We start from the raw sequence: 20,312 nt of genomic DNA on the forward strand, positions 1-20,312 counted from the left end.
CCGGGCGGCCCACCCGCCGGGGCCGCCGGGCCCGCCGCCCCGGGAGGGATCGGCGGGCACGGGAGGGATCGGCGGGCACGGGCACGGGCAGGTGACGGGGTGACGGGGTGACGGGATCAGGCCTGGACCGGGCCGGTCGCCTCCCCGTCCGGCCGGTCGTCGGCGGGCGTCCCATGATCCTCCGGGGCCGGGGCCGGGGCCTGCTTCGCGTCCCGCTCCTCGTCCCGCTCCTGGGCCGGAGCGGGGCCCTGCGGCGGTACGGGGTGGAGACCCGCAGCCTGCGCCAGGGCGACGTCCAGGCTCTCCCGGCGGATCCGGCGGTCGACGTACAGCAGCGCGTGGGTCAGCGGCGCCAGCGGCGCGCCGACGACGACCGCCACCAGCAGGCCCGCGAGCAGGCAGGCCGAGAAGGCGATCAGCGAGGCGGAGCCCGGTTCCCAGGTACCGTCCGCCCCGGTCCCGCCGAAGGCGAACATCAGCACGAAGCCGAGGAAGAAGAACGGCGCCATCAGGATCTGGGCCGCCGCCGAACCGATCAGGCCGACCAGGTACGGGATGCCCAGGCTGCGCCACCAGGCGCCTTCGTTGAGCTGCCAGGCCCGCCTGAGGGCGGCCGTCGGCCGGGCGTTCTCCAGGATCAGGACGGGCATCTGCAGCACCAGCCTGACCTGCGCGTACACTCCCGCGCCGACGGCGAGGGCCGCCAGCGGGAGCAGCAGCAGGGCGAACGGCCCGGCGCCGGCCAGGCCCGCGATCGCGGCCGGCAGCAGGCCGACCACCATCGCGGCGGCGATCCCGAGCGCGAGCAGCAGGAAGGAGCCGCACACCCGCCACAGGTACGGGCGGGCCTCGGCGGCCAGCCCGCGGGCGGTCACCGGACGGCCGAGCACCGCGTGCTGCACCAGCTTCGTACCGGTGGCCGTGGCGATGACCTGGATCGCGAGGGCGAACCCGACGAGCAGCAGGTAGCCGCCGCCGACCACCCCGATCAGCACGGCCACCTGGCCACCGGTCGGCGTGTAGTCCGGATGCGCCTGGACTTCCTGGATGAGCCCGGACAGCGCCGCGTCGGCGAACGCGGCGTAGGCCGGGACGACCAGCAGGGCTCCGACGGTCACCCCGAGCAGCTGCCGGTAGAGGACCTTGCCGTACCGGCGGACCACGGCGACGACGGCGCGGAGGATGTCGCCCGGTCCCAGCGGGCGCAGCGGGATCACCCCGGGCTGCGGGGCCGGGGGCACGTACGTCCACCCCTGCGGACCGGGCCACCACCCCGGCCCGGCGGGTGCGCCGGGCGGGCCGGGTATGCCGGACGGTGGTTCCTGGTGGACGTTGCTCACGACTTCTCCCCCGATTGATCAAGAACGTGGAGCGCCGCAGCCTACCGCCGGGCCGGGCCGGCCCGAGCGGGTACCCCCGCCCCGGCCCACCGGCCCTGCGCCCGGGTCCGGTGGAGCCCGGGCCTCCCGGTCGGGGCTCCTCCGGTCCGCCGGACGGGAGCTACCCGACGTACGCCAGCGGGGCGAACCCGCTGCCTTCGCCCTTCAGCAGGGCGACCACCTTCAGGGCTCCGGTGGCGAGGTCGATCCGCAGCACCTCCACCCGCCTGGGGTTCCCGAGCTTGTCGGCGCTCTGGTCCATCGTGGTGCAGGCCGCGTTCTCGCCGCGGCTGATCACGAAGGTCTCGTCCTGGGCTCCCCGGGCGCTGCTGAGTGCCGGCGGGACGTCGGCGTCACCGGGCGGACCGGGTTCTCGGGGGTCCGGAACGTCTTCGGGACGCCTCCGGGCCGGTTCTGTCACCGGTCGGTGCCCCGCTGCGGGGCGCCGGTCTCGGGCTGCCCGGTCGCCCGGGCGTTCCGGATCGCGTCCACCAGGCCGGCGACCAGGGCCGCCCGCTCGGTCATGGCGTCGATCACCAGGTACTCGTGGTCGGCGTGGGCGCCGCCGCCGACGGCGCCGAGGCCGTCGAGGGTGGGCACCCCGAGTGCGGCGGTGAAGTTGCCGTCGCTGCCGCCGCCGACCGCCCGGCCCTCCAGGCCCGGGAGGAGCTGCCGGGCGAGCGCGAAGAGCCCGGCCGACGCGGACCCGGGCATCGGCGGCCGGCCGACCGAGCCCCGGACGGTGATCCGAGCCCCCGGCAGGTGCGGGGCGAGGGCGGCGAAGGCGGCTTCGACGCGTTCCGTCTCCTCGGCCGTCTCCACCCGCACGTCGACGGTCACGGTGGCCTCGGCGGGCACGACGTTGTCGAGGGTGCCCGCGGTGGCGACGGTCGGGGTGACGGTGGTCCCGGCCTCGGGGCGGCCGAGCGCCGCGATGTCGAGCACCTGGTGCGCGGCCTCGATCAGGGCGTTGACGCCGGCGGCGGGTTCCAGGCCGGCGTGCGAGGCCCGGCCGGTGACGGTGACCTCGAAGGTGCCGCAGCCCTTGCGGCCGGTCTTGAGGCCGCCGCCGTCGGCCGCGCCCTCCATCACCAGGACGGCCCCGCAGGCGAGGGCGCGCTCCTCCAGCAGGGCGCGGGAGGAGCGGGAGCCGACCTCCTCGTCGGCGGTCACCAGGATCTCGACGCCGGACCGGTCGTCGAGCGCGGCCACCCCGTGCACGGCCTGCACCAGGCCGCCGAGCATGTCGAAGACGCCGGGTCCGGTGGCGTGCCCGCCCTCGATGCGGAACGGCCGGCGGGCCAGGGTGCCGAGCGGGAACACCGTGTCGTGGTGGCCGAGGATCAGCACCCGGGGTTCGCCGCCGCCCGACCAGTGGACGTGCGGCCCGGCCTCGCTCTCCACCAGGACGGCGTGCCCGCCGAGGCGGTCCTCGATGACGGCGGCGACGGTTTTGGCCGATGCCGTGAGGGCCTCGTGGTCGCGGGACGGGGACTCGACCTCGACGAGGGTCCTGAGGTCCGCGATCATCGCGTCAACGCCGGGCTGGACGGTCCTGCGGGTCGTCGTCATGCCGGTAAGCCTAGTCAGCGCCCGGCTTCCGATGATCTTCCGCCCCGACCTGCGGGGCGGCGGCTGCCGCAGGCGGGGCGCGGGCCGGGGCACGCCGTGGTTCGTCCTCAAGGGCCTCCCCGGGGCCCTCGGACGAGGGCGCGGTCGGTGCGGTCAGGCGCCGGTCGCCGCCACCGGCGCCGGGTCCGTCTCCCTGAGCGAGGCCGACAGGGCGCGGGCCTCGTGCTCGGTCATCCGGCCGGTCTCGTACGGGACGGCGTTGACCCAGCGCTGGGTCAGCCGGGCGATCCGCTCGCCGTACCGCCGCGCGGTGAGCAGGTCACCGCGCGATCCGGCGTCCTGCGGCCCCTGGTCGGCGTGGCTCTGGCTCATCAGTCCCAGCCACGAGCCCAGCCGGTTCACGTCGTCGCGGCTGCCGCCGCTCCAGTTGTTGCCCGGCATGTCGCCCACGCCGATCCACTGCATGCCCAGCTGCGCGGCGAAGACCGACAGCTGCTGCAGGACCGCCAGCTTGTCGCCGCTCTGCGAGGCGGACATGGTGAACCCGCCGGCCAGCTTGTCCTTCCAGGCCTGTGTGGTGAACGGCGTGAACGCCGCCTCCATGAACGCCTTGAACACCGCCGACACGCTGCCCATCAGCGTCGGGCAGCCGAGCACGATCGCATCGGAGCGATCGAGCAGCGCCAGCACCTCGGCGTCGTGCCAGCGGCCCGCGACGACGTCCTCGGGCCGGATCTCGACCAGGTGCACCCGGGCGCCCGGCACCAGCCGCGCGCCGTCGGCGAGGTGCTCGGCCAGCACCCGGGTGTGCCCGTGCACGGAGTGGTGGACCACCGTCACCGTGACGGTGGGCGCGTCGTGTTCGCGGTCGGTGTGATCGAACGTCATGTTCTCTTCGCTGCTTCCGGTCAAGGGGAGTTGGGTGTTGTGGGGAGTGGAGTTGCGGGGAGCTGGGAGTTACGGGGAGTTCCTGCCTGCCCGGTCATCACATCCTGCGCAGGGCGCGGCATCAACGCCGGGCTTCGACGGGCAGCGATCGGCCGCACCGATCGATCGGGTTAGGCTGACGGCGTGGACAGGATGGAACTGGAGGCGTTCGTCGCCGTCGCGGAGGAGCTTCACTTCGGCCGCGCCGCCGCGCGCCTGCACCGGGGGCAGCCCACTGTCAGTGACGCCGTCAGGCGGCTGGAGAACACGCTGGGCGGCCGGCTGTTCCACCGCACCAGCCGCCGGGTCTCCCTGACCGGCCTGGGCGAGGCGCTGCTGCCGGACGCGCACGCCGCGCTGGCCCAGTTGCGCCGGTTCCAGCAGCGCGGGCGCTCCCTGGCCGCGGGCGAGGGAGCCCGCACCACCCTCGGGGTCGCCCACGCCGAATACACCGGCCACCAGCTGCTGCTGCGCTGCCTGCCGCAACTGCACGACCGGTTCCCGGACCTGACGATCGTGCCGGAGACCATGTCGACCGCGGCCCAGGTCACCGCCCTGCGGGCGGAGACGATCGGGCTGGGCATCGGCTGGGCGACCGACGGGGTCACCGGCGTACGGGCGCGGGTGCTGTCCACCGAGCGGTTCATGGCGCTGGTGCCCGCGACCCACCGCCTGTCCGGGCACGCCGAGCTGAGCGCGTCCGAACTCTCCGGCAGCGACCTGCTGACCTGGCCGCACCAGATCAACAGCGGCCTCTGCGACCGCCTCCTGTCCGCCTTCCGGATCGGCGGGGCGGACCTGCGCATCATCCGGACCGCCGGCGACGTGCACGCCGTCGCCGCGCACGTCGCCGCGGGAGCGGGCATCGGCATCACCGTCGAGTCCGCCCTCGACCACGAGCCGCCCGGCCTGCGGGTGATCCCCCTGGTCGGTCCTTCGACCACCGCCGACCAGGTGGTCCTCACCGCCGCCGAGCCCTCCGACACCGCCGTCGCCCTGCGCGACCTGCTGCTGCACGCCTCGTCCCGGTCGCCCACGCACACCTGAAGATCAATTCGCGCCCCCGGACGATGATCCAGGCCGACGCGCGGGGGCAGGGGCGGCGGGCGGGGGCAGGGGCGGGGTCCGCGACGCCGGCCGGCGCCGGGCGGCCGATCTCCGGTGGCGCCGGGCGTCCGCCTCACCGACCCTGGGCCGAAGTAGTCCTTCGCCCACGATCGGACTGCCCGAAAGGATCTCCATGGCTGTCATCAAGACGGATCATCTCGTCCCCCACACCTCGACCGTCCCCGCCAACAAGGGCGAACACGTCGAACTCTTCGTCCGTGAGCGCGACGGCACGCCCAACGGCCCCCCGGCGGCCCGCAAGGTCGTCCTGATGCTGCACGGCAGGAGCGTGCCGGCGCTGGCCGGTTACGACCTCCAGCACACCTCGTACGGCTGGGCCGAGGCACTGGCCCAGGCCGGTTACGACGTCTTCATGATGGACCTCCAGGGCTCGGGCCGGTCGCCCCGCCCCCGGATGGAGGACCCGTGCAACGTCAACCCCAAACAGCAGGGCGCCGTCGTTCCCCCGCTGCAGGCATCGGACGTCCCGCGCTCCCCCAGCTACCCCTACGTCCTGACCAACTCCCAGAGCGACCAGGACGAGCTCAGTACCGTGGTCGAGTACATCCGGACCTTGCACAACGTCTCCAAGGTCGCCTTCATCGGATGGTCGGCGGCCGCGTTCGCCATGGGGCCGTACGCGGTCAAGAATCCGGGGAAGGTGGAGAGCCTCTTCCTGCTCGCACCGATCTTCCCGCCGGCCGGCCCCGCGAACCCGCCGGTCCTGCCGGCCCCGGGTTTCCCCACCCACGTGCTGACGCACCCGGGCCTGGACCAGGCCTGGGCCAACGAGGTGCACTGTGCGACCCAGCGCGAACCCGGCATGGTCGACGTCGTGTGGGACGCCCTGATGGAGAACGACCCGATCGGCCGCACCTGGGGCAAGATCGACCCGTCGACCGGAAAGCCCGTGGGCGCGAGCCGGTACCGCAACTTCGTGTCGTGGGGCTGGAACAACACGACCGCGGGCCAGGGCGGAATCCTGGGCGGCAGCGTCCCCGTACTCATCGTGCACGGCGAGTTCGACCGGACCGCCAACACGACACCGCCCACCCCCGCCCTTCCCGCGCTCGACTTCCACGTCCCCGCGCTCTACAAGGCCGTCACCGGGCCCCACAAGCTGCTGATCACGGTGAAGTGCGCCGGCCACTCGATGCCCTGGGAGGTGCAGCACAAGAACCTGCACGAGCTGTCCAAGCACTGGATCAAGCACCTCGATGTCGGCGGCAAGACCAACGGCGCCTTCGACATGGATCTGAACGGCACGATCAGTCCGTAGCCCCGGAGTTCGCGCAAGAGGGCGGCCCTGGCTCTCCCGGGCCCAGCGGGCGGCCGGAAGGTCCGCCCGCCACCCGGCCGCCCGGCTCGACGGCGACCAGTTCCACCCGGACGCGGACGGCGGCCCGGCCCGCCTGGGCGATCTCGCCCGCGAAGACCGTCGCGCCCTCGAACGGCCGGTCGGCGTCCAACGCCCAGAGCAGGTAGGCCCGGACGGGGCCGATCACCTCCTTCAGGGTCCGTGGCCGCCCTTCCTCGTGGGCCCGCAGGACGGCCGCCCAGAGCGCCGCCGGTCCACGCCTGCTCACGCGACCGCCTCCTGGCCCGTCGCGACCTGACCGGGGAGGTCCGTCGAGGCCCGCCCGGGGTGGCCCCCGCCGGCGGGGGCCACCGGCCCGACCACCGCCCAGACACACTTGCCGGCCCCGCCCTCGCGCGGGCAGCACCCCCACGCGGAGGCGAGCTCCCGGACCAGCCACAGCCCCCGCCCGGACTCATCCTCCGGCGCCGGCTCGCGCACCTCCGGCAGCTCGTTGCCCGCGTCGTGCACCTCGATCCGCAGCCGCCCGGCGCTCACCGCGTACCGGACCTCCACCAGCCGTCCGGACGGGCCCCGGGCGTGCTCGACGGCGTTCGCCACCAGCTCCCCGACGAGCAACTCCCCCATTTCCAGCAGCTGTTCCGCGCCGTCCAGGCCGGCCAGGAAGGTCCGGAGCAACCGGCGGGCGACGCCGGCCGAGCGGCGGTGCCGGGGCAGCCGGGCGGCGAAGTCGACCGTTACGGCGGGTGATGGTCTGTCGAGGGTTCCGGGCATGGCGCAGCCACCTCCGAGGGAGCGAAAAGTCCTGGTCGGGGGCGTGATCCGGCGCACGGCGGAGAGACCGGGCGCGCGGAGTCACGCAGAGCGAGCAAGCTGACTCGTTCTGCCACCAAGCATCGTCCGCTGGAGCTACCGTGACGAGGGATCAGCCGGTTCCACCGGCCTCTCTGACACCTGGGGACCCACCATGACCCGTGTACCGCCCAGCGGACCCCACCTGCGATCCAGTGCCGCCGCCCTGTTCGGAACGCTCCTCCGGCGGACCCGCGAGGCCCGCGGAATGTCGCAGGGTGAGCTGGCCCGCCAGATCCCCTGCAGCCGCCCGCACCTCACCCGGATCGAGAACGGCAGCCGGGTACCGCAGCACGACTTGGTGACGGCCTGTGACCGCATTCTGGAGACCGGTGGGGAACTGCTGGAGATCTGGGAGGAGGTCGACTGGTACGTGCAGGTGGACCATCCGGATTGGTTCAAGAGGTTTGTGCTTATCGAGGCAAAAGCAACGAGCATCCACGAGTTCCAAACCTCATGGATCTCCGGTTTGCTGCAGACCGAGGCATACGCGCGAGCGCTCTTCACCGTCGGCGACGCTGCACATGACCCTCAGCTGATCGAGGAGCGAGTAGTTGCCCGCCTCGCGCGCCAGCACCGACTCACCGGGCCGGACGCGCCACTGCTCACCGTGATCCTCTCGGAGACCGCTCTGCGCCTTACGGTGGGCGGGCCTCAGGTGATGCGCGATCAACTTCGGCATCTTCTGCGAATGGGGCGCCGCCCGAACATCACCATCCAAGTGGCGCCCTTCTCCCTCGGTGAGCGCCTTCGTTTCAGTACCTCCGTCATCCTCCTCACCTCGCCCGGCGGTGCGGTACGTGCCTACTCTGAGAGCCTGGCGCACGGACGATTCCTGGAAGATCCACAGAAGGTTCGGGAATGGCGCCAACGCTATGATCAGCTGCGGGCGGAGGCCCTTTCGCCCCAGGACAGTGCACGCCTGATCCGCAGTGTGATGGAAGGACTGCTCAACATGGACTCCACCACCATCGACTTCTCCAAGGCCTCCTGGCGCAAGGCAAGTTACAGCGGACCTGAGGCCGGTAACTGCATCGAGGTCGCCGACAACGTCCCCGGCGTGGTCCCCGTCCGTGACTCCAAGGACCCCCAGGGTCCCGCCCTGCTGTTCCGCCCCGAAGCCTGGCAGTCCTTCGTCACCGGCGTCAGCAACGGCGAGTTCCCCGCCCTCGACCGCTGAACGGCCGGACCAGCGTCCCACCGTCGTGATGGCGGGTGAGCTGTGCTGCCGCCCGCCCCGCCGGCACAAGTACGCCGACCTGGCTCCTCGCCAGGCCGGCTACCTGCAAATCCGTTTCAGCCGAGGGACGGGGTGCCTGCCTGGTAGGCCATGTCGGTGGTGCCCCAGGCGCCGCCGGCCGGGAGGTACGTCAGCTGGAGGTGGCCGTTACCGGCGTTGCGGCTGTAGATCGAGAGGGTTCCGTCACCCGCGATCACCGAGCTGACGTTGCCGTCCGAGGTGGCGGCGCCGAAGCTGCTGGTGAGGTCGCTGGTCTGCCACCCGCTGCCGGACGGCTTGTAGGTGATGCGCAGGTGCCCGTTGGCCGCGTCCGCCGTCACCACACCCAGCGTCCCGTTGCTCTGCAGGAACGGTGCCGGAGCACCACCACCGGAGACCGGGGTGCCGACGCTGTTCGTCAGGTCGAAGTTCTGCCAGCCACCACTCGTCGGCAGGTAGGTCAGGTTCGGGTGACCGTTGGAGGAGTTGCGGCTGAAGATCGACAGGGTGCCGGAGCCGTCGACGATCGCGCCGACCTGCCCGTCGCTGACCGGCGCACCGAAGCTGCTGGTCAGGTCACTGGTCTGCCACCCGCTGCCGGACGGCTTGTAGGTGAGCCGCAGGTGCCCGTTGGCCGCGTCCGCAGTGACCACACCCAGCGTCCCGTTGCCCTGCAGGAACGCCGCCGGAGCACCACCACCCGAAACCGGCGTCCCGACGTTGTTCGTCAGGTCGAAGTTCTGCCAGCCACCACTCGTCGGCAGGTAGGTCAGGTTCGGGTGACCGTTGGAGGAGTTGCGGGTGAACACCGACAGGGTGCCCGAACCGTCGATCTGGGTGCTGACGTCACCGTCGCTGACCGGCGCGCCGAAGCTGCTGGTCAGGTCCGTGGTCTGCCAACCACCGCCCGAGGGCTGGTAGGTGACCCGCAGGTGCCCGTTCGCCGCGTCGGCGGTGATCACACCCAGCGTCCCGTTGCCCTGCAGGAACGCCGCCGGAGCACCACCGCCCGCCGCAGCACCACCCGTCATCGCCGACAGGTCCGCCGTCGCCCAGCCACCGCCCACCGGCAGGTACGTGATCTGCACGTGCCCCGAACCCGCGTCACGGGTGAACGTCACCTGATTGCCGTCCGAAGCGATGATCGAACCCTTGTTGCCGACCGCCGGCTTCGCCGGAGCGGGCGGCGGCGGGGGCGCCGCCGGGTAGGGGTTCTGGTGGTCGGTGGCAAGCCCCGTCCCGGGAGCGCAGCTCCAGGCGCCGGCGCCCTGGTCGGCGAGGATCTTCTCGGCGATCAGGATCTGCTGCTGCTCGGTGGCCAGGTCCGGGCGGGACGCGTAGGCGGTACCGCCGTAGTAGACCCAGTTGTGCAGGTTGATCTGCAGGCCGCCGTAGTAGAGGCCGTTGCTGCTGACGGTGTCCCAGATCCCACTGCTCTCGCAGCGCGCCACCTTCTCCCAGGTGGCGACGGAGGCGGCGCTCGCCGGGGCCGCCCCGAAGGCGGACGCGGTGAGGGCGAGGGCAACGGCGGCGGTGGCCGTCGCGACGGCACGACGGGGGGTCCTGTTGCTCGGCATGGTCGTTTCCTTGGCGAGGTGTGGATGAGCAGGGCGCGGGCCGGAGCCCCTGGGGGCTCCGGCCCGGGAGTGGCGGTGGAGGGTCAGCCGAGGGACGGGGTGCCTGCCTGGTAGGCCATGTCGGTGGTGCCCCAGGCGCCGCTGGCCGGGAGGTAGGCCAGGTTGAGGTGGCCGTTGCCGGCGTTGCGGCTGTAGAGGGAGAGGGTTCCGTCACCCGCGATCACCGAGCTGACGTTGCCGTCCGAGGTGGCGGCGCCGAAGCTGCTGGTGAGGTCGCTGGTCTGCCATCCGCTGCCGGTGGGCTTGTAGGTGATGCGCAGGTGCCCGTTGGCCGCGTCGGCGGTGACGACACCGAGGGTGCCGTTGCTCTGCAGGAACGGTGCCGGGGCGCCGCCGCCGGAGACCGGGGTGCCGACGCTGTTCGTCAGGTCGAAGTTCTGCCAGCCACCGCTCGTCGGCAGGTAGGTCAGGTTCGGGTGACCGTTGGAGGAGTTGCGGCTGAAGATCGACAGGGTGCCGGAGCCGTCGACGATCGCGCCGACCTGCCCGTCGCTGACCGGCGCACCGAAGCTGCTGGTCAGGTCACTGGTCTGCCACCCGCTGCCGGACGGCTTGTAGGTGAGCCGCAGGTGCCCGTTGGCCGCGTCCGCAGTGACCACACCCAGCGTCCCGTTGCCCTGCAGGAACGCCGCCGGAGCACCACCACCCGAAACCGGCGTCCCGACGTTGTCGGTCAGGTCGAAGTTCTGCCAGCCACCACTCGTCGGCAGGTAGGTCAGGTTCGGGTGACCGTTGGAGGAGTTGCGGGTGAACACCGACAGGGTGCCCGAACCGTCGATCTGGGTGCTGACGTCACCGTCGCTGACCGGCGCGCCGAAGCTGCTGGTCAGGTCCGTGGTCTGCCAACCACCGCCCGAGGGCTGGTAGGTGACCCGCAGGTGCCCGTTCGCCGCGTCGGCGGTGATCACACCCAGCGTCCCGTTGCCCTGCAGGAACGCCGCCGGAGCACCACCGCCCGCCGCAGCACCACCCGTCATCGCCGTCAGGTCCGCCGTCGCCCAGCCACCGCCCACCGGCAGGTACGTGATCTGCACGTGCCCCGAACCCGCGTCACGGGTGAACGTCACCTGATTGCCGTCCGAAGCGATGATCGAACCCTTGTTGCCCAGCGCCGGCTTGGTGTTGGGCGCGGTCGGCGCGGAGTTGCTCAGCACCGGGCTGGCGTAACCCGCGAGATGGACGGCGGTGCCCTTCACCGACCATTCATAGGCGCCCACCGTCGCCGGCATGCCCGGGTTCCGGGTCACCGCGCCGGGCGCTCCACCCTGGTTGCCGCCGACGTAGTCGATCGTCCCGTTGCCGTTGACCGCGGTCACGATGGCGACGTGGTCGTAATCGGTGAACGAGGAACTGTAGCCGCCCGGGTGGAAGAACACCGCGTCGCCGACGTGCGGGGTGGAGGACAGGCCCCCCTGGTTGTTGTTCGCATAGGTCTGGAAGCTGTTGGCGAGGTCGTTCAGCACGCCCAGGTTCTTCACGCCGTTCTGCGCCCAGACCCAGCCGGCGAAGTCGGCGCACCAGGCATGGGCGGTGGTACCGCCGTAGCAACTGGAGTGCTGCCCGGTGCCGGACACGTAGTAGCCGGCACCACCGTTGCCGCAGGCGTTCCTGTCGAGCTGGCTGCTCGCGGTACCGGCGATGTCGCTGCCGGTGACCGCCTGCGCCGCCGGTGCGGACAGCAGGCCCAGGCCGGAGCCGAGCAGCAGGGCGGCGGCACCGGCAGCAGTGGCCTTGCGGAAAGACATGTACATGATGATCCCTTGGTGACGGTGGCGCACGGGACGCGCGCAGGAGGCGGCGCGAGGACGGGTGGCACATGGGTCGGCGTCGAGCGGGTGGGGCGCGGGTCGGCGCCGTTCGCGGCGAGCGCGTCCCGGGCCGGGCGCTCGGCCAGGGAGGGGCGGCGCGAGACTCGGGCAGGTCGGGACGGGCGGCGGAACGGGCGCGGACCGGGGGCCGGCCGGGGGCGGCGGGCCGTTCAGCAGGCGGCGGTGCTCTCCGGCGCTGCGAGCGGCTCGGGGGGCAGGTAGCGCCCGTTGAGCCAGGGTGAGATCCGGTGGCTCCGGGCGATCAGGGCGTGGGCCCGCCGGACGGCATCGGGGGCATCGCAAGCGCCCTGGGTCAGGTAGAGCAGCAGGTCGACGCGTCCGGGCTCGGGGCTCGCGCTGACGTGCTGGAGTCCGTCGCCGGACCGCGCATGGGCCCACAGGACGTCCACGACCTCGGCCCCTTCACCGGGCGGGACGGCTTCGCCGGACTGCCGGTGGATCAGGCTGGCGTAGACGATCTCCATGTCCGGCTCATCCGCCCCAGCCGAGGCTCTCCTGGGACACCGTCGGAGCGGGAGCGCCGACCGGGGTCGCGGCCATGGCGGCGGCGGGCACCGAGACGATGGCGGTGAGGGCGACGGCGGCGACCGCGGCGGCCTGGGCGATACGGATGCGGAACATGGTGGGACTCCTTCGGTTCAGGTGGCGTGGCTGTCGGATCCCGGCGGAGCGCCCCGCGGTTGGCGCTTCCTCCGGTCGCCTCCCGGGCTGTCTCCCTGGCGGCAATGAACAGCTTTCCCGTTCGCCGGCGGCGCCGGAAGACGTTCCGGCTGTCGCCAACCGGACTGTCCGGAAGGGGACACGATGATGCGGGCATGACAAGTGAGCGCCACGCCCGTTGGCCGTGCGACCTGGGGCGGAATCCCTCACACATGGTGCGAGAACGCACGAACGAGCCGAATAGATCTTGAGCGCAGCGTCGAAGACCTGTTTGGATACGGCGAGACGCTCGAACGCCCGACAGGGCTGCTGACCAGGGGGACGAATGCTAGAGGTACTGGGACTGACCGCTGCGGCCACGGGGGTGTACCGGGCGATGCTCGACCACCCCGGCTACGACGTGGACGACATCGCCACCCACTGCGGTCTGACACCTGCCCAAGTACACGACCACCTCGACGAGTTGTCCCGACTCACACTCATCCGCGTCTCCGCCGAACGGCCCGGCCGGATGCGCGCCGTCAGTCCCGAGATCGGCCTGGCCGGCATCCTCGCGAGCCAGGAGGCCGACCTCGCGGCCCGCCAGGCCCAGCTGGCATCGTCCCGGGCCGCCGTCACCCGCATGGTCGCCGAGCGCGCCGAGCAGCGGACGACCCACGGCGAGCGCCTCCTCGGCATGGACGCCATCCACAGCCGCCTCGAACGGATGGGCCACTCCGCCACCACCGAGATCCTCAGCAGCCAGCCGGGCAACCAGCGCCCCGAGGACCTCGTCGCCAGCCGTCCGGCCGACACCGAGGCGCTCGGGCGCGGCATCACCATGCGCACCCTCTACCAGGACGCCACCCGCAACCAGCCCCACGTCGCCAACTACGCCCATTGGCTGCTCAGTCAGGGCAGCGAGGTCCGCACCGTCCCGGCGATACCCCAGCGACTGGTGCTCGTCGACCGCACCCAGGCCCTCGTCCCCATCGACCCCGCCGACAACCGCAAGGGCGCCTTGTACGTCACCGAACCCGGCATCCTCGCCGCCCTGCTCGACCTCTTCGAGCAGGCCTGGAACACGGCCGTCCCGCTCGGCGCCGCCCGCCCGGAAGACCCGCGGACCAGCCTCACACCCACCGAGCGCGATCTCCTGCGCCTGCTCAGCTCCGGCCTCACCGACGACGCCGCGGGCCAGCGCCTCGGCATCTCCTCGCGCACGGTCGGGCGCCACATGTCCTCGATCATGGAACGCCTGGGCGCCAGCAGCCGCTTCGAAGCGGGCATCAAGGCCGCCCACAAGGGCTGGCTCTGACCCGAGCCGGCAACCGGCAGCATCGCTGACGAGGGACTGCCGGGCCTCCGGGCCCGGCAGTCCCTCGTCACCGGCGTCAGCAACGGCGAGTTCCCCGCTGTAGGCCACCGACCGTTCGAGCCCCCGGGATCCGAACGCACTTCGGGGGCGTCGGGGCGGGCCGGCAACCGGCGACCGACCCCTGGCCCGTTTCCGACCACGCTGCCGTATCCGCTCAAGACGTGGGCCCGCCCAGGGCGGTGCGCTGTGGGCGGATCAGCGGGCGACCGAGATCGCGAAGGGCGCGAATCCGCCGGACCGGATCACATGCGGCACGAACAGTATCGCGGCCTCCGTCGCGCGGGCGGTCCGGATCCCGCCGAGATCGGTGATCCACTCCTCGCGCCAGCCGAGGTCGGCGAGCAGGTCGCGGACGGCCTGCTTGGCCTGCGGGTCCTCGCCGGAGAGGAACGCGTCGGGTGCCCGGGTGAGCATGGCCGGCGCGGTCATCACCGGGAAGAGCATGGTGTTGAGGGTCTTGACGACGCGCGTGTCGGGGAGCGCCTCCTGGAGTTGCTCGGCGAGGCTGGAGCCGGGGTAGATCAGGTCGGCGGGCAGTCCGTCCGGTCCGTCGACGGTGGCGTTGGAGACGTCGACGAGGATCTTCCCGCGCAGTTCCTCGCGCAGGGCCGCGAGCCGCTCCAGCGAGCCGGCGCCCGGGGTGGCGTTGATGACGATTCGGGCGGTCCGGGCGGCGTCGGCGGCGGCACCCGGCGTGCGGTCCGCCACCGTCACTTCGTGCCCTGCCCGGGTCAGGGCCGTGGCCAGGTTGCCGCCGACGCGGCCGTTTCCGAGAACTGCGATGGTGGTCATGGTGATCCGGTCCTTCCGTGGGTACAGGTACAGGTGTGGTGCGCGGTCAGCGTGAGAGCGTGGCGACGGCCTCGGCGTGGACGCCCGGCGCGGCCGCCAGGAAGCTCCCGCTCTGCGGGGTCCAGGGGCGGCCCTCGGCGTCGGAGATCCGTCCGCCGGCCTCGGTGACGAGCAGCGCCCCGGGCAGCAGGTCGGCGCGGGCGCCGGCGAACTGCCAGAAGGCGTCAGTCCGTCCGGCGGCCACGTTCACCAGGTGCAGGGTCGCGGGCACGGCGGTGCGCACGACGAGCGCGTCGAAGAGCATGGCGGTGATCGAGGAGCCGACCCGCCGCACGACCTCCTCGTCCTCGTCCGGCCGGGCCTGGCTCGTGGCCACGATGCTCAGGCCGAGGTCCGCCGTCCGGGAGACCTGCAGCGGCCGGCCGTCGAGGTGGGCGCCCGCGCCGGCGAGCGCGGTGTAGGTCTCTCCGGTCAACGGCAGGTGGACCACGGTCAGCACCGGCCGGTTGTCGCGCACCAGGGTGGCGGTCACCGCCCACTCCGGCAGGGCGTGCAGGTGGTTGACGTTGCCTTCGGCCGGATCCACCACCCACCACTCGCCGGGCGGCAGCGCCCCGCCGTCCAGCTCCTCCTCCACCCAGCCGGCCTGCGGGCGCAGGCGGGTGAGGCCGGGGCGCAGGATGTCGAGGGCCGCGTCGTCGTTGGCGGCGAGCGCACGCATCAGCTCCTCGCGGGTCCGGTAGTCCACCACCTCGCCGAAGCGCTCGCGCAGCGCCGTGCCGGCCGCGCGCACGGCGATCACGGTCCGGTCGAGCAGGTCGGCGTCAACGGCGGCGACATCAGTGGCCTGAAGGGCTTCGGACATGGTGGAACTCCCTTGCGAGGATGGGGTGATCGGCCACTCGGGGCCGGGTGCGCATTCCGTCTTGCGCCTTCCCCTCGAAGGTATAGAGCCCCACCGTTAACTTCAAATGCATGTCAAGCACGGATAGGATTACTCATATGCAATTGGATTTGAACCTGCTCGCCGCGCTCGACGCGCTGCTGGAAGAGGGAAGCGTGGCCGGGGCGGCCGCGCGACTGCACGTCACCGCCCCCGCGATGAGCCGCAGTCTCGGCCGGATCAGGCGCACGACCGGGGATCAGATCCTGGTGCGCACCGGCCGCACGATGACCCCGACGCCGTACGCGATCGCCGTCCGGCAGCAGGTGCACGAGCTGCTGCACGAGGTCCAGGGAGTGCTGGCGCCGAGCCGTGAACTCGATCTGGCGACGCTGGAGCGCACCTTCACCCTCCGCTGGCACGACTCCCTGGTCGCCCTGAGCGGTCCCGCCCTGCTCGCGGCCGTGCGCGGACAGGCGCCGGGCGTGCGGCTGCGCTTCGTCGCGGAATCGAACGTGGACACCCCCGACCTGCGACGCGGCGAGGTCGACCTGGAGGCGAACGCCAACCGCCCGAGCGCACCGGACATCCGTACCGAGAACCTGGGCGGGACCCGCGTCGTCGTGGTCGTGCGGCAGGGGCACCCCCTCACCCGCGTCCGGACCGTCACCGCCGAGCAGTACGCCGCCGCCGAGCACGTCACCGTCTCGCGACGCGGAAACCTGAGCAACGCCCTCGACGAAGCCCTCGCAGCGCTCGGCCTCACCCGCCGTGTGGTGGCGACCGCGCCGACGGAGGCGGCCGCGCTCGAGTTCGCGCGCGGCTCCGATCTCCTGATCAGCGTCCCCGAGGCCACCACCAGGTCCGCGGCCGCCGACCTGGGCCTGGCCGTACTCCGGCTCCCGCTCGACCTGCCATCGGCGCCGGTGTACCTGTCGTGGCATCAGCGCTACGACACCGACCAGGCCCACGCCTGGCTGCGCGGGCTGGCACGGACCGCGCTGGCCGTGGGCGGAGCGGCGTAGCCGGACCCCTCACGCGCACCCCGGCCGGAGCGATCGCCGCGCGTGCCCCCGGGGCTCCGGGCGGCGGCCGCCGTGGCCCGGGCGGGCCCGGCCGTACGGGAGCGGTCGGGGCCGAGCACGCACACCGTCCCGGGCGCCGCGCCGGCCGAGCACCCCCGGCACTTCGGTCGGACTTTCGAAATCCCCTGCGGGGATCGGGAGTTGCGGCGAAGCTGGACGTGAGCCGAGGCCGATCAGGCGGCCGAGGGGACGGCTCGTCATCGGTGGGCAACGGCCTGCTCCGGCCCACGCCCGTCGGGGGGAGCTCCACCTAGGGGAGGGCACGATGAACGGAACAGGACGGACCAGGCGCCTGGCCATCCGCGGCGCCGTGGCGGTCGCGACGGTCGCCCTGGCGGCGACGGTGACACCGGCCGGGGCGGCCGGCGGACCGGCCCGCACCGAACAGGTCAGCGTCGGCCCGGGCGGCGCCCGCGCGAACGCCCAGGCGTACGGCGAGTCGCTCAGCGCGGACGGCCGCTTCGCCGTGTTCAGCTCGGAGGCCGACAACCTGGTGCCGGGGGACACCAACGGCTTCTACGACGTGTTCGTCCGGGACCTGCGCAACGGACGCACCGAGCGGGTCAGCGTGGGCACGGGCGGCGTGCAGGGCAACGCCTTCTCCTCCAGCGGCGTCGCCAGCGCCGACGGCCGGTACATCGCCTTCGCCTCGTCCTCCGACAACCTGGTACCGGGCGACACCAACGGCGCCGAGGACATCTTCGTCCGGGACCGGCAGACCGGCCGCACCGAGCGGCTCACCACCGGAGACCCGGCCCAGCAGCAGCCCGGCGGCTCGGACATGCCCTCGATCAGCTGGGACGGCCGCTACGTGGCCTTCGCCTCCGGGCGCAGCGACCTGGTGCCCGGGGACACCAACAACGCGGCGGACATCTTCGTCGTCGACCGGTGGACCGGAACCACCACCAGGGCCACCGTCGGAGCGGACGGCGCCGAGGCCGACAGCGCCTCCACCCATCCGGTCCTCTCGGCGGACGGCAGCAAGGTCGGCTTCACCTCCCGGGCGGGCAACCTGCTCCCCGGGGCGCCGGTCCGGGCCGAGGCCCTCGCGGGCCGGGCGGGCCCGCAGATCGACAAGCCCCGGGTCTACCCCTACTACGTCCGCGACCTGCGGGCCGGGCGCACCGTCGGCGGCAGCGTCGACGCGGCCGGCGAACTCGTCTGGGCCAACACCGGATCGCTCAGCGCGGACGGCCGCTACGTGGTGTTCAGCAGCAACTCCGAGACCGTGGTCCCCGGCGACACCAACCGCCAGATCGACGTCTTCGTCCACGACCTGGCCACCGGCCGGAACCGGCTGGTCAGTGCGGCGGCCGACGGCACCCAGGGTGACGGGATGTCCTGGGACGGCGTCATCTCGGCCGACGGCCGGCGGGTCTACTTCTCCTCCGACGCGACCGGCCTCGTCCCCGGGGACACCAACCAGGCCCAGGACGTCTTCCGGCGCGACCTCCGGACGGGGCGGGTCGAGCGGGTCAGCGTCGCCGCGGACGGCGCCCAGTCCACCGGATCCTCCTCCGGCGCGGTGATCGACGCCCTCGGGACGGCCGTCCTGTTCAGCTCCGACGACGGCACCCTCGTCCCCCAGGACACCGACGGCCACTACGACGTGTTCCTGCGCCGGCTGCCGCTAGGCTGACGGCCCGCTCCACCCCTCGGGGGCGTCCCCCTCCACCACCGGCGGGGCGCCCCTCGGCCCGCTCCCGCACAGGCCACCGGCGACGAGGACCGGCGGCCCTTCGACGCACGCGCCCTTCCAGAACCGGTGACCCGGCCCTAACGTTGCGTCATGAGCAGCGTACGGGTGGACCGTTCGAACCCCGACGTGGTCGACGTGGTGCTTCGCGAGGGAGTCGGACCGCTCGCCTTCGCCGCCAGGCGCTGGCCCGGGGACGTCCTCGCGTCGCTGGTGGCCGGCGCCTTCTACGGCTTCCCGGTCTGCATGGGCGCGGCGGTGATCCTCGACCTGGAGGCCGAACGGATCTGGGCCGGGGTCGGGATCGCCGCCGTGCTGGGGCTCGTCGTCAACACCTTCGTGATCGTGTACGGGGCCTTCCGGGACGTCAACCGGCTGCGGTTCTCCCCCGCCGCCGCCCCGGACACCCTGACCGTCGTCCGGGGCGCCCGCGCCGACCGGCCGCGACCGCTCTCCGAGGTACGGCAGATCTGGATCGACCACATCATCACGGAGTCGCACAAGAGGGACGGGAAGATCGTTTCCGTCAAGATCACCCTGCGTGTGCTGCTGAAGAACGACCACCGGATCCGGCCCGCGCCGCTGTCCCGGTGGACGACCGACACCACCGCACTGCACCGGGAGCTGCAGGGGATCCTCGCCCCCGCCGCCGTCCCGGTGGACCTGGTCGTCCAACGCCGCGTGCAGCCCACGCCGTGGTCGGGCGTCGGCGGCGGCGGCTCGACCGGCGGCGGCTCGTGAGAACCGGCCGCCCGAGCCCGGCCGCGGGAGCGCGCGAGGGCGACGCCGGGCGGCGGTGACCGCGCACCTCGACGTCCACGTCGCCGGCCGGGGGCGCGCCACCACGGGGCGGCGCGCGCCGTACGCCCAGATCGACCCTCGTCCGGGCGGGCCGTCGGGGCCACGGCGTACGGGGAGCCCCGGGTGCGGCCGGAGTCCGGCGAGCCGTGCGCGGTCGAGGTCGGCCTCAGCCGGCTCGCGCGGTCGGCCCAGGACACCGGGCCGAACAGCGTGCCCAGGCCGCCGCTGTTCCGGCACGCCTTCGAGCCTGGGGGTGGCCCGGGTCGATCCGAAGGCGGACGGCATCCGCCACGCCCGTGACCGAACGGTCACGGGGCGTCCCGACCGGCCGCCGGCCACCCCGTTCCGGTTACGGGCAGTAGCCGATCTTGAGGAAAGTTGGTCTAGACATGCACGGACGGCCTGGGTCACCATGAGACGCGAACCGGGAGGTTTACGGACATGGCCGACACCGGCCGGCCCGCGTCCCTCCCCCGAGGCCGACCCCGTCGGCGAGACGTCCCCCACCCGGACGCCCCGCCCAGCGCCGCCGACCCCGCCGCCGACCGCGGCTCCCCTCGTCAGCGTCCGGCCCGCGCACACCGCCGTGCCGGCGGCCACCCCGCACCGGCCCGGACCACTCCCCCGCGCAGCCCCGCCGGGCCCGCGCACCCATCGCCTCCTCGTGACAGCACGCCCTGCGGCAGCCGACCGGAATCCCTGCCGACACCAGAGGAGGTCACCACTGGGCCACCACCTGGGACCAGCCCGCTCGACGAGGAGCGACGATGACGATCAAACCCACCAGCCGGGTCAGAACCGCGGCGTACCTGCGCTGCTACCCGTACGACGACTGGCAGATGCAGGCCCACGCGCAAGCGCTGGAGGACCACGCCCGCCGGCTCGGTCTGGGCACCCCACGACAGTTCCTGGACAACGGAGTCTCCTGCCGGGGCGTCCAGCCCCAACTGCGGCTGCTGCTCTCGCTGGCCTCCGTCGAACTCATCGACACCGTTCTGGTCCCCGGCCGCTGGGTCTTCTCGCTCGACGAGCGCACCGCCGACTCCGTCGCCGACTTCCTCGCCGGCGCCGGCACCAAGGTCATCGAACTGCCCCGCCGTGACAACAGCCCGCGGACACCGCGGCCCCGCGGGGTCAGCATCATCGAAGCCACCGACCCGGCGCCCCGGCTGCCGTACCAGGCGCGGCCCTGACCGAC

Annotated in this window: 20 protein-coding genes; 8 read left to right on the forward strand and 12 right to left on the reverse strand. The window is 72.9% G+C overall.

Annotation, left to right across the window (positions count from 1 at the left end; translation table 11 throughout):
• Positions 1-116: 116 nt before the first annotated feature.
• The 4 genes from J2S46_RS10220 to J2S46_RS10235 all read right to left on the reverse strand — a co-directional run bounded on the left by J2S46_RS10220 (position 117) and on the right by J2S46_RS10235 (position 3,839).
• On the reverse strand, positions 117-1,340 hold the full coding sequence (locus J2S46_RS10220) for a hypothetical protein (protein ID WP_191290511.1): 1,224 nt from the start codon (positions 1,338-1,340) through the stop codon (positions 117-119).
• A 160-nt stretch (positions 1,341-1,500) separates the two neighbouring features.
• Complete coding sequence (locus J2S46_RS10225) at positions 1,501-1,677, reverse strand: hypothetical protein (protein WP_191290510.1); 177 nt, start codon at positions 1,675-1,677, stop codon at positions 1,501-1,503.
• Positions 1,678-1,796: 119 nt separating this feature from the next.
• Positions 1,797-2,951, reverse strand: coding sequence for a M20 family metallopeptidase (locus J2S46_RS10230; protein ID WP_191290509.1), 1,155 nt, complete (start codon positions 2,949-2,951; stop codon positions 1,797-1,799).
• Positions 2,952-3,104: 153 nt separating this feature from the next.
• A complete protein-coding gene (locus tag J2S46_RS10235) occupies positions 3,105-3,839 on the reverse strand; it encodes a flavodoxin family protein (protein ID WP_191290508.1) in 735 nt (244 codons plus the stop codon).
• A gap of 192 nt (positions 3,840-4,031) precedes the next feature.
• Between J2S46_RS10235 and J2S46_RS10240 the strand changes: the two genes are divergently transcribed.
• Together J2S46_RS10240 and J2S46_RS10245 are read left to right on the forward strand one after the other, a co-directional pair.
• A complete protein-coding gene (locus tag J2S46_RS10240) occupies positions 4,032-4,925 on the forward strand; it encodes a LysR family transcriptional regulator (protein WP_307352746.1) in 894 nt (297 codons plus the stop codon).
• Between the two features lie 193 nt (positions 4,926-5,118).
• Positions 5,119-6,264 (forward strand): alpha/beta fold hydrolase, encoded by a 1,146-nt coding sequence (locus tag J2S46_RS10245; RefSeq protein ID WP_191290507.1) that lies wholly within the window; start codon positions 5,119-5,121, stop codon positions 6,262-6,264.
• On the opposite strand, the gene J2S46_RS10250 is transcribed toward J2S46_RS10245, so the two are convergent.
• The gene (locus J2S46_RS10250; RefSeq protein ID WP_191290506.1) at positions 6,254-6,571 is read right to left on the reverse strand and encodes a hypothetical protein; all 318 of its coding nucleotides are present in this window, start codon (positions 6,569-6,571) and stop codon (positions 6,254-6,256) included. The genes J2S46_RS10245 and J2S46_RS10250 overlap by 11 nt on opposite strands.
• Positions 6,568-7,077 carry an ATP-binding protein gene (locus J2S46_RS10255; protein ID WP_191290505.1) on the reverse strand — a complete coding sequence of 170 codons (510 nt, stop codon included), beginning with the start codon at positions 7,075-7,077 and terminating at the stop codon, positions 6,568-6,570. The genes J2S46_RS10250 and J2S46_RS10255 overlap by 4 nt, the downstream gene beginning before the upstream one ends.
• Positions 7,078-7,270: 193 nt before the next feature.
• On the opposite strand from J2S46_RS10255, the gene J2S46_RS10260 reads away from it, so the two are divergent.
• Positions 7,271-8,335, forward strand: a complete 1,065-nt coding sequence (locus J2S46_RS10260) for a helix-turn-helix domain-containing protein (protein ID WP_191290504.1) — start codon at positions 7,271-7,273, stop codon at positions 8,333-8,335.
• Between the two features lie 116 nt (positions 8,336-8,451).
• On the opposite strand, the gene J2S46_RS10265 is transcribed toward J2S46_RS10260, so the two are convergent.
• The 4 genes from J2S46_RS10265 to J2S46_RS10280 all read right to left on the reverse strand — a co-directional run bounded on the left by J2S46_RS10265 (position 8,452) and on the right by J2S46_RS10280 (position 12,461).
• Positions 8,452-9,951, reverse strand: coding sequence for a transglycosylase family protein (locus tag J2S46_RS10265; RefSeq protein ID WP_307349556.1), 1,500 nt, complete (start codon positions 9,949-9,951; stop codon positions 8,452-8,454).
• 83 nt (positions 9,952-10,034) lie between these two features.
• On the reverse strand, positions 10,035-11,756 hold the full coding sequence (locus J2S46_RS10270) for a CHAP domain-containing protein (RefSeq protein WP_307349559.1): 1,722 nt from the start codon (positions 11,754-11,756) through the stop codon (positions 10,035-10,037).
• A gap of 233 nt (positions 11,757-11,989) precedes the next feature.
• Entirely contained in the window at positions 11,990-12,304 is a 315-nt protein-coding gene (locus J2S46_RS10275) for a hypothetical protein (protein WP_191290501.1), read from the reverse strand.
• A gap of 7 nt (positions 12,305-12,311) precedes the next feature.
• On the reverse strand, positions 12,312-12,461 hold the full coding sequence (locus J2S46_RS10280; RefSeq protein ID WP_191290500.1) for a hypothetical protein: 150 nt from the start codon (positions 12,459-12,461) through the stop codon (positions 12,312-12,314).
• A 364-nt stretch (positions 12,462-12,825) separates the two neighbouring features.
• Between J2S46_RS10280 and J2S46_RS10285 the strand changes: the two genes are divergently transcribed.
• Positions 12,826-13,797, forward strand: a complete 972-nt coding sequence (locus tag J2S46_RS10285) for a helix-turn-helix transcriptional regulator (RefSeq protein ID WP_191290499.1) — start codon at positions 12,826-12,828, stop codon at positions 13,795-13,797.
• Positions 13,798-14,052: 255 nt separating this feature from the next.
• On the opposite strand, the gene J2S46_RS10290 is transcribed toward J2S46_RS10285, so the two are convergent.
• Positions 14,053-14,649 carry an NADPH-dependent F420 reductase gene (locus J2S46_RS10290; RefSeq protein ID WP_191290498.1) on the reverse strand — a complete coding sequence of 199 codons (597 nt, stop codon included), beginning with the start codon at positions 14,647-14,649 and terminating at the stop codon, positions 14,053-14,055.
• Positions 14,650-14,695: 46 nt separating this feature from the next.
• On the reverse strand, positions 14,696-15,514 hold the full coding sequence (locus J2S46_RS10295) for an inositol monophosphatase family protein (protein ID WP_191290497.1): 819 nt from the start codon (positions 15,512-15,514) through the stop codon (positions 14,696-14,698).
• Between the two features lie 137 nt (positions 15,515-15,651).
• Between J2S46_RS10295 and J2S46_RS10300 the strand changes: the two genes are divergently transcribed.
• From J2S46_RS10300 to J2S46_RS10315, 4 genes are all read left to right on the forward strand, one after another.
• Complete coding sequence (locus J2S46_RS10300) at positions 15,652-16,557, forward strand: LysR family transcriptional regulator (protein ID WP_191290496.1); 906 nt, start codon at positions 15,652-15,654, stop codon at positions 16,555-16,557.
• 325 nt (positions 16,558-16,882) lie between these two features.
• Positions 16,883-18,256, forward strand: a complete 1,374-nt coding sequence (locus J2S46_RS10305) for a TolB family protein (RefSeq protein ID WP_191290495.1) — start codon at positions 16,883-16,885, stop codon at positions 18,254-18,256.
• 150 nt (positions 18,257-18,406) lie between these two features.
• On the forward strand, positions 18,407-19,054 hold the full coding sequence (locus J2S46_RS10310; RefSeq protein ID WP_191290494.1) for a hypothetical protein: 648 nt from the start codon (positions 18,407-18,409) through the stop codon (positions 19,052-19,054).
• 827 nt (positions 19,055-19,881) lie between these two features.
• Positions 19,882-20,307: a serine integrase family protein gene (locus tag J2S46_RS10315; RefSeq protein WP_191290493.1), complete on the forward strand. Its 426-nt coding sequence runs from the start codon at positions 19,882-19,884 to the stop codon at positions 20,305-20,307.
• Positions 20,308-20,312: the final 5 nt, after the last annotated feature.

This window comes from Kitasatospora herbaricolor, assembly GCF_030813695.1.
GTDB classification, from domain to species: Bacteria; Actinomycetota; Actinomycetes; order Streptomycetales; family Streptomycetaceae; genus Kitasatospora; species Kitasatospora herbaricolor.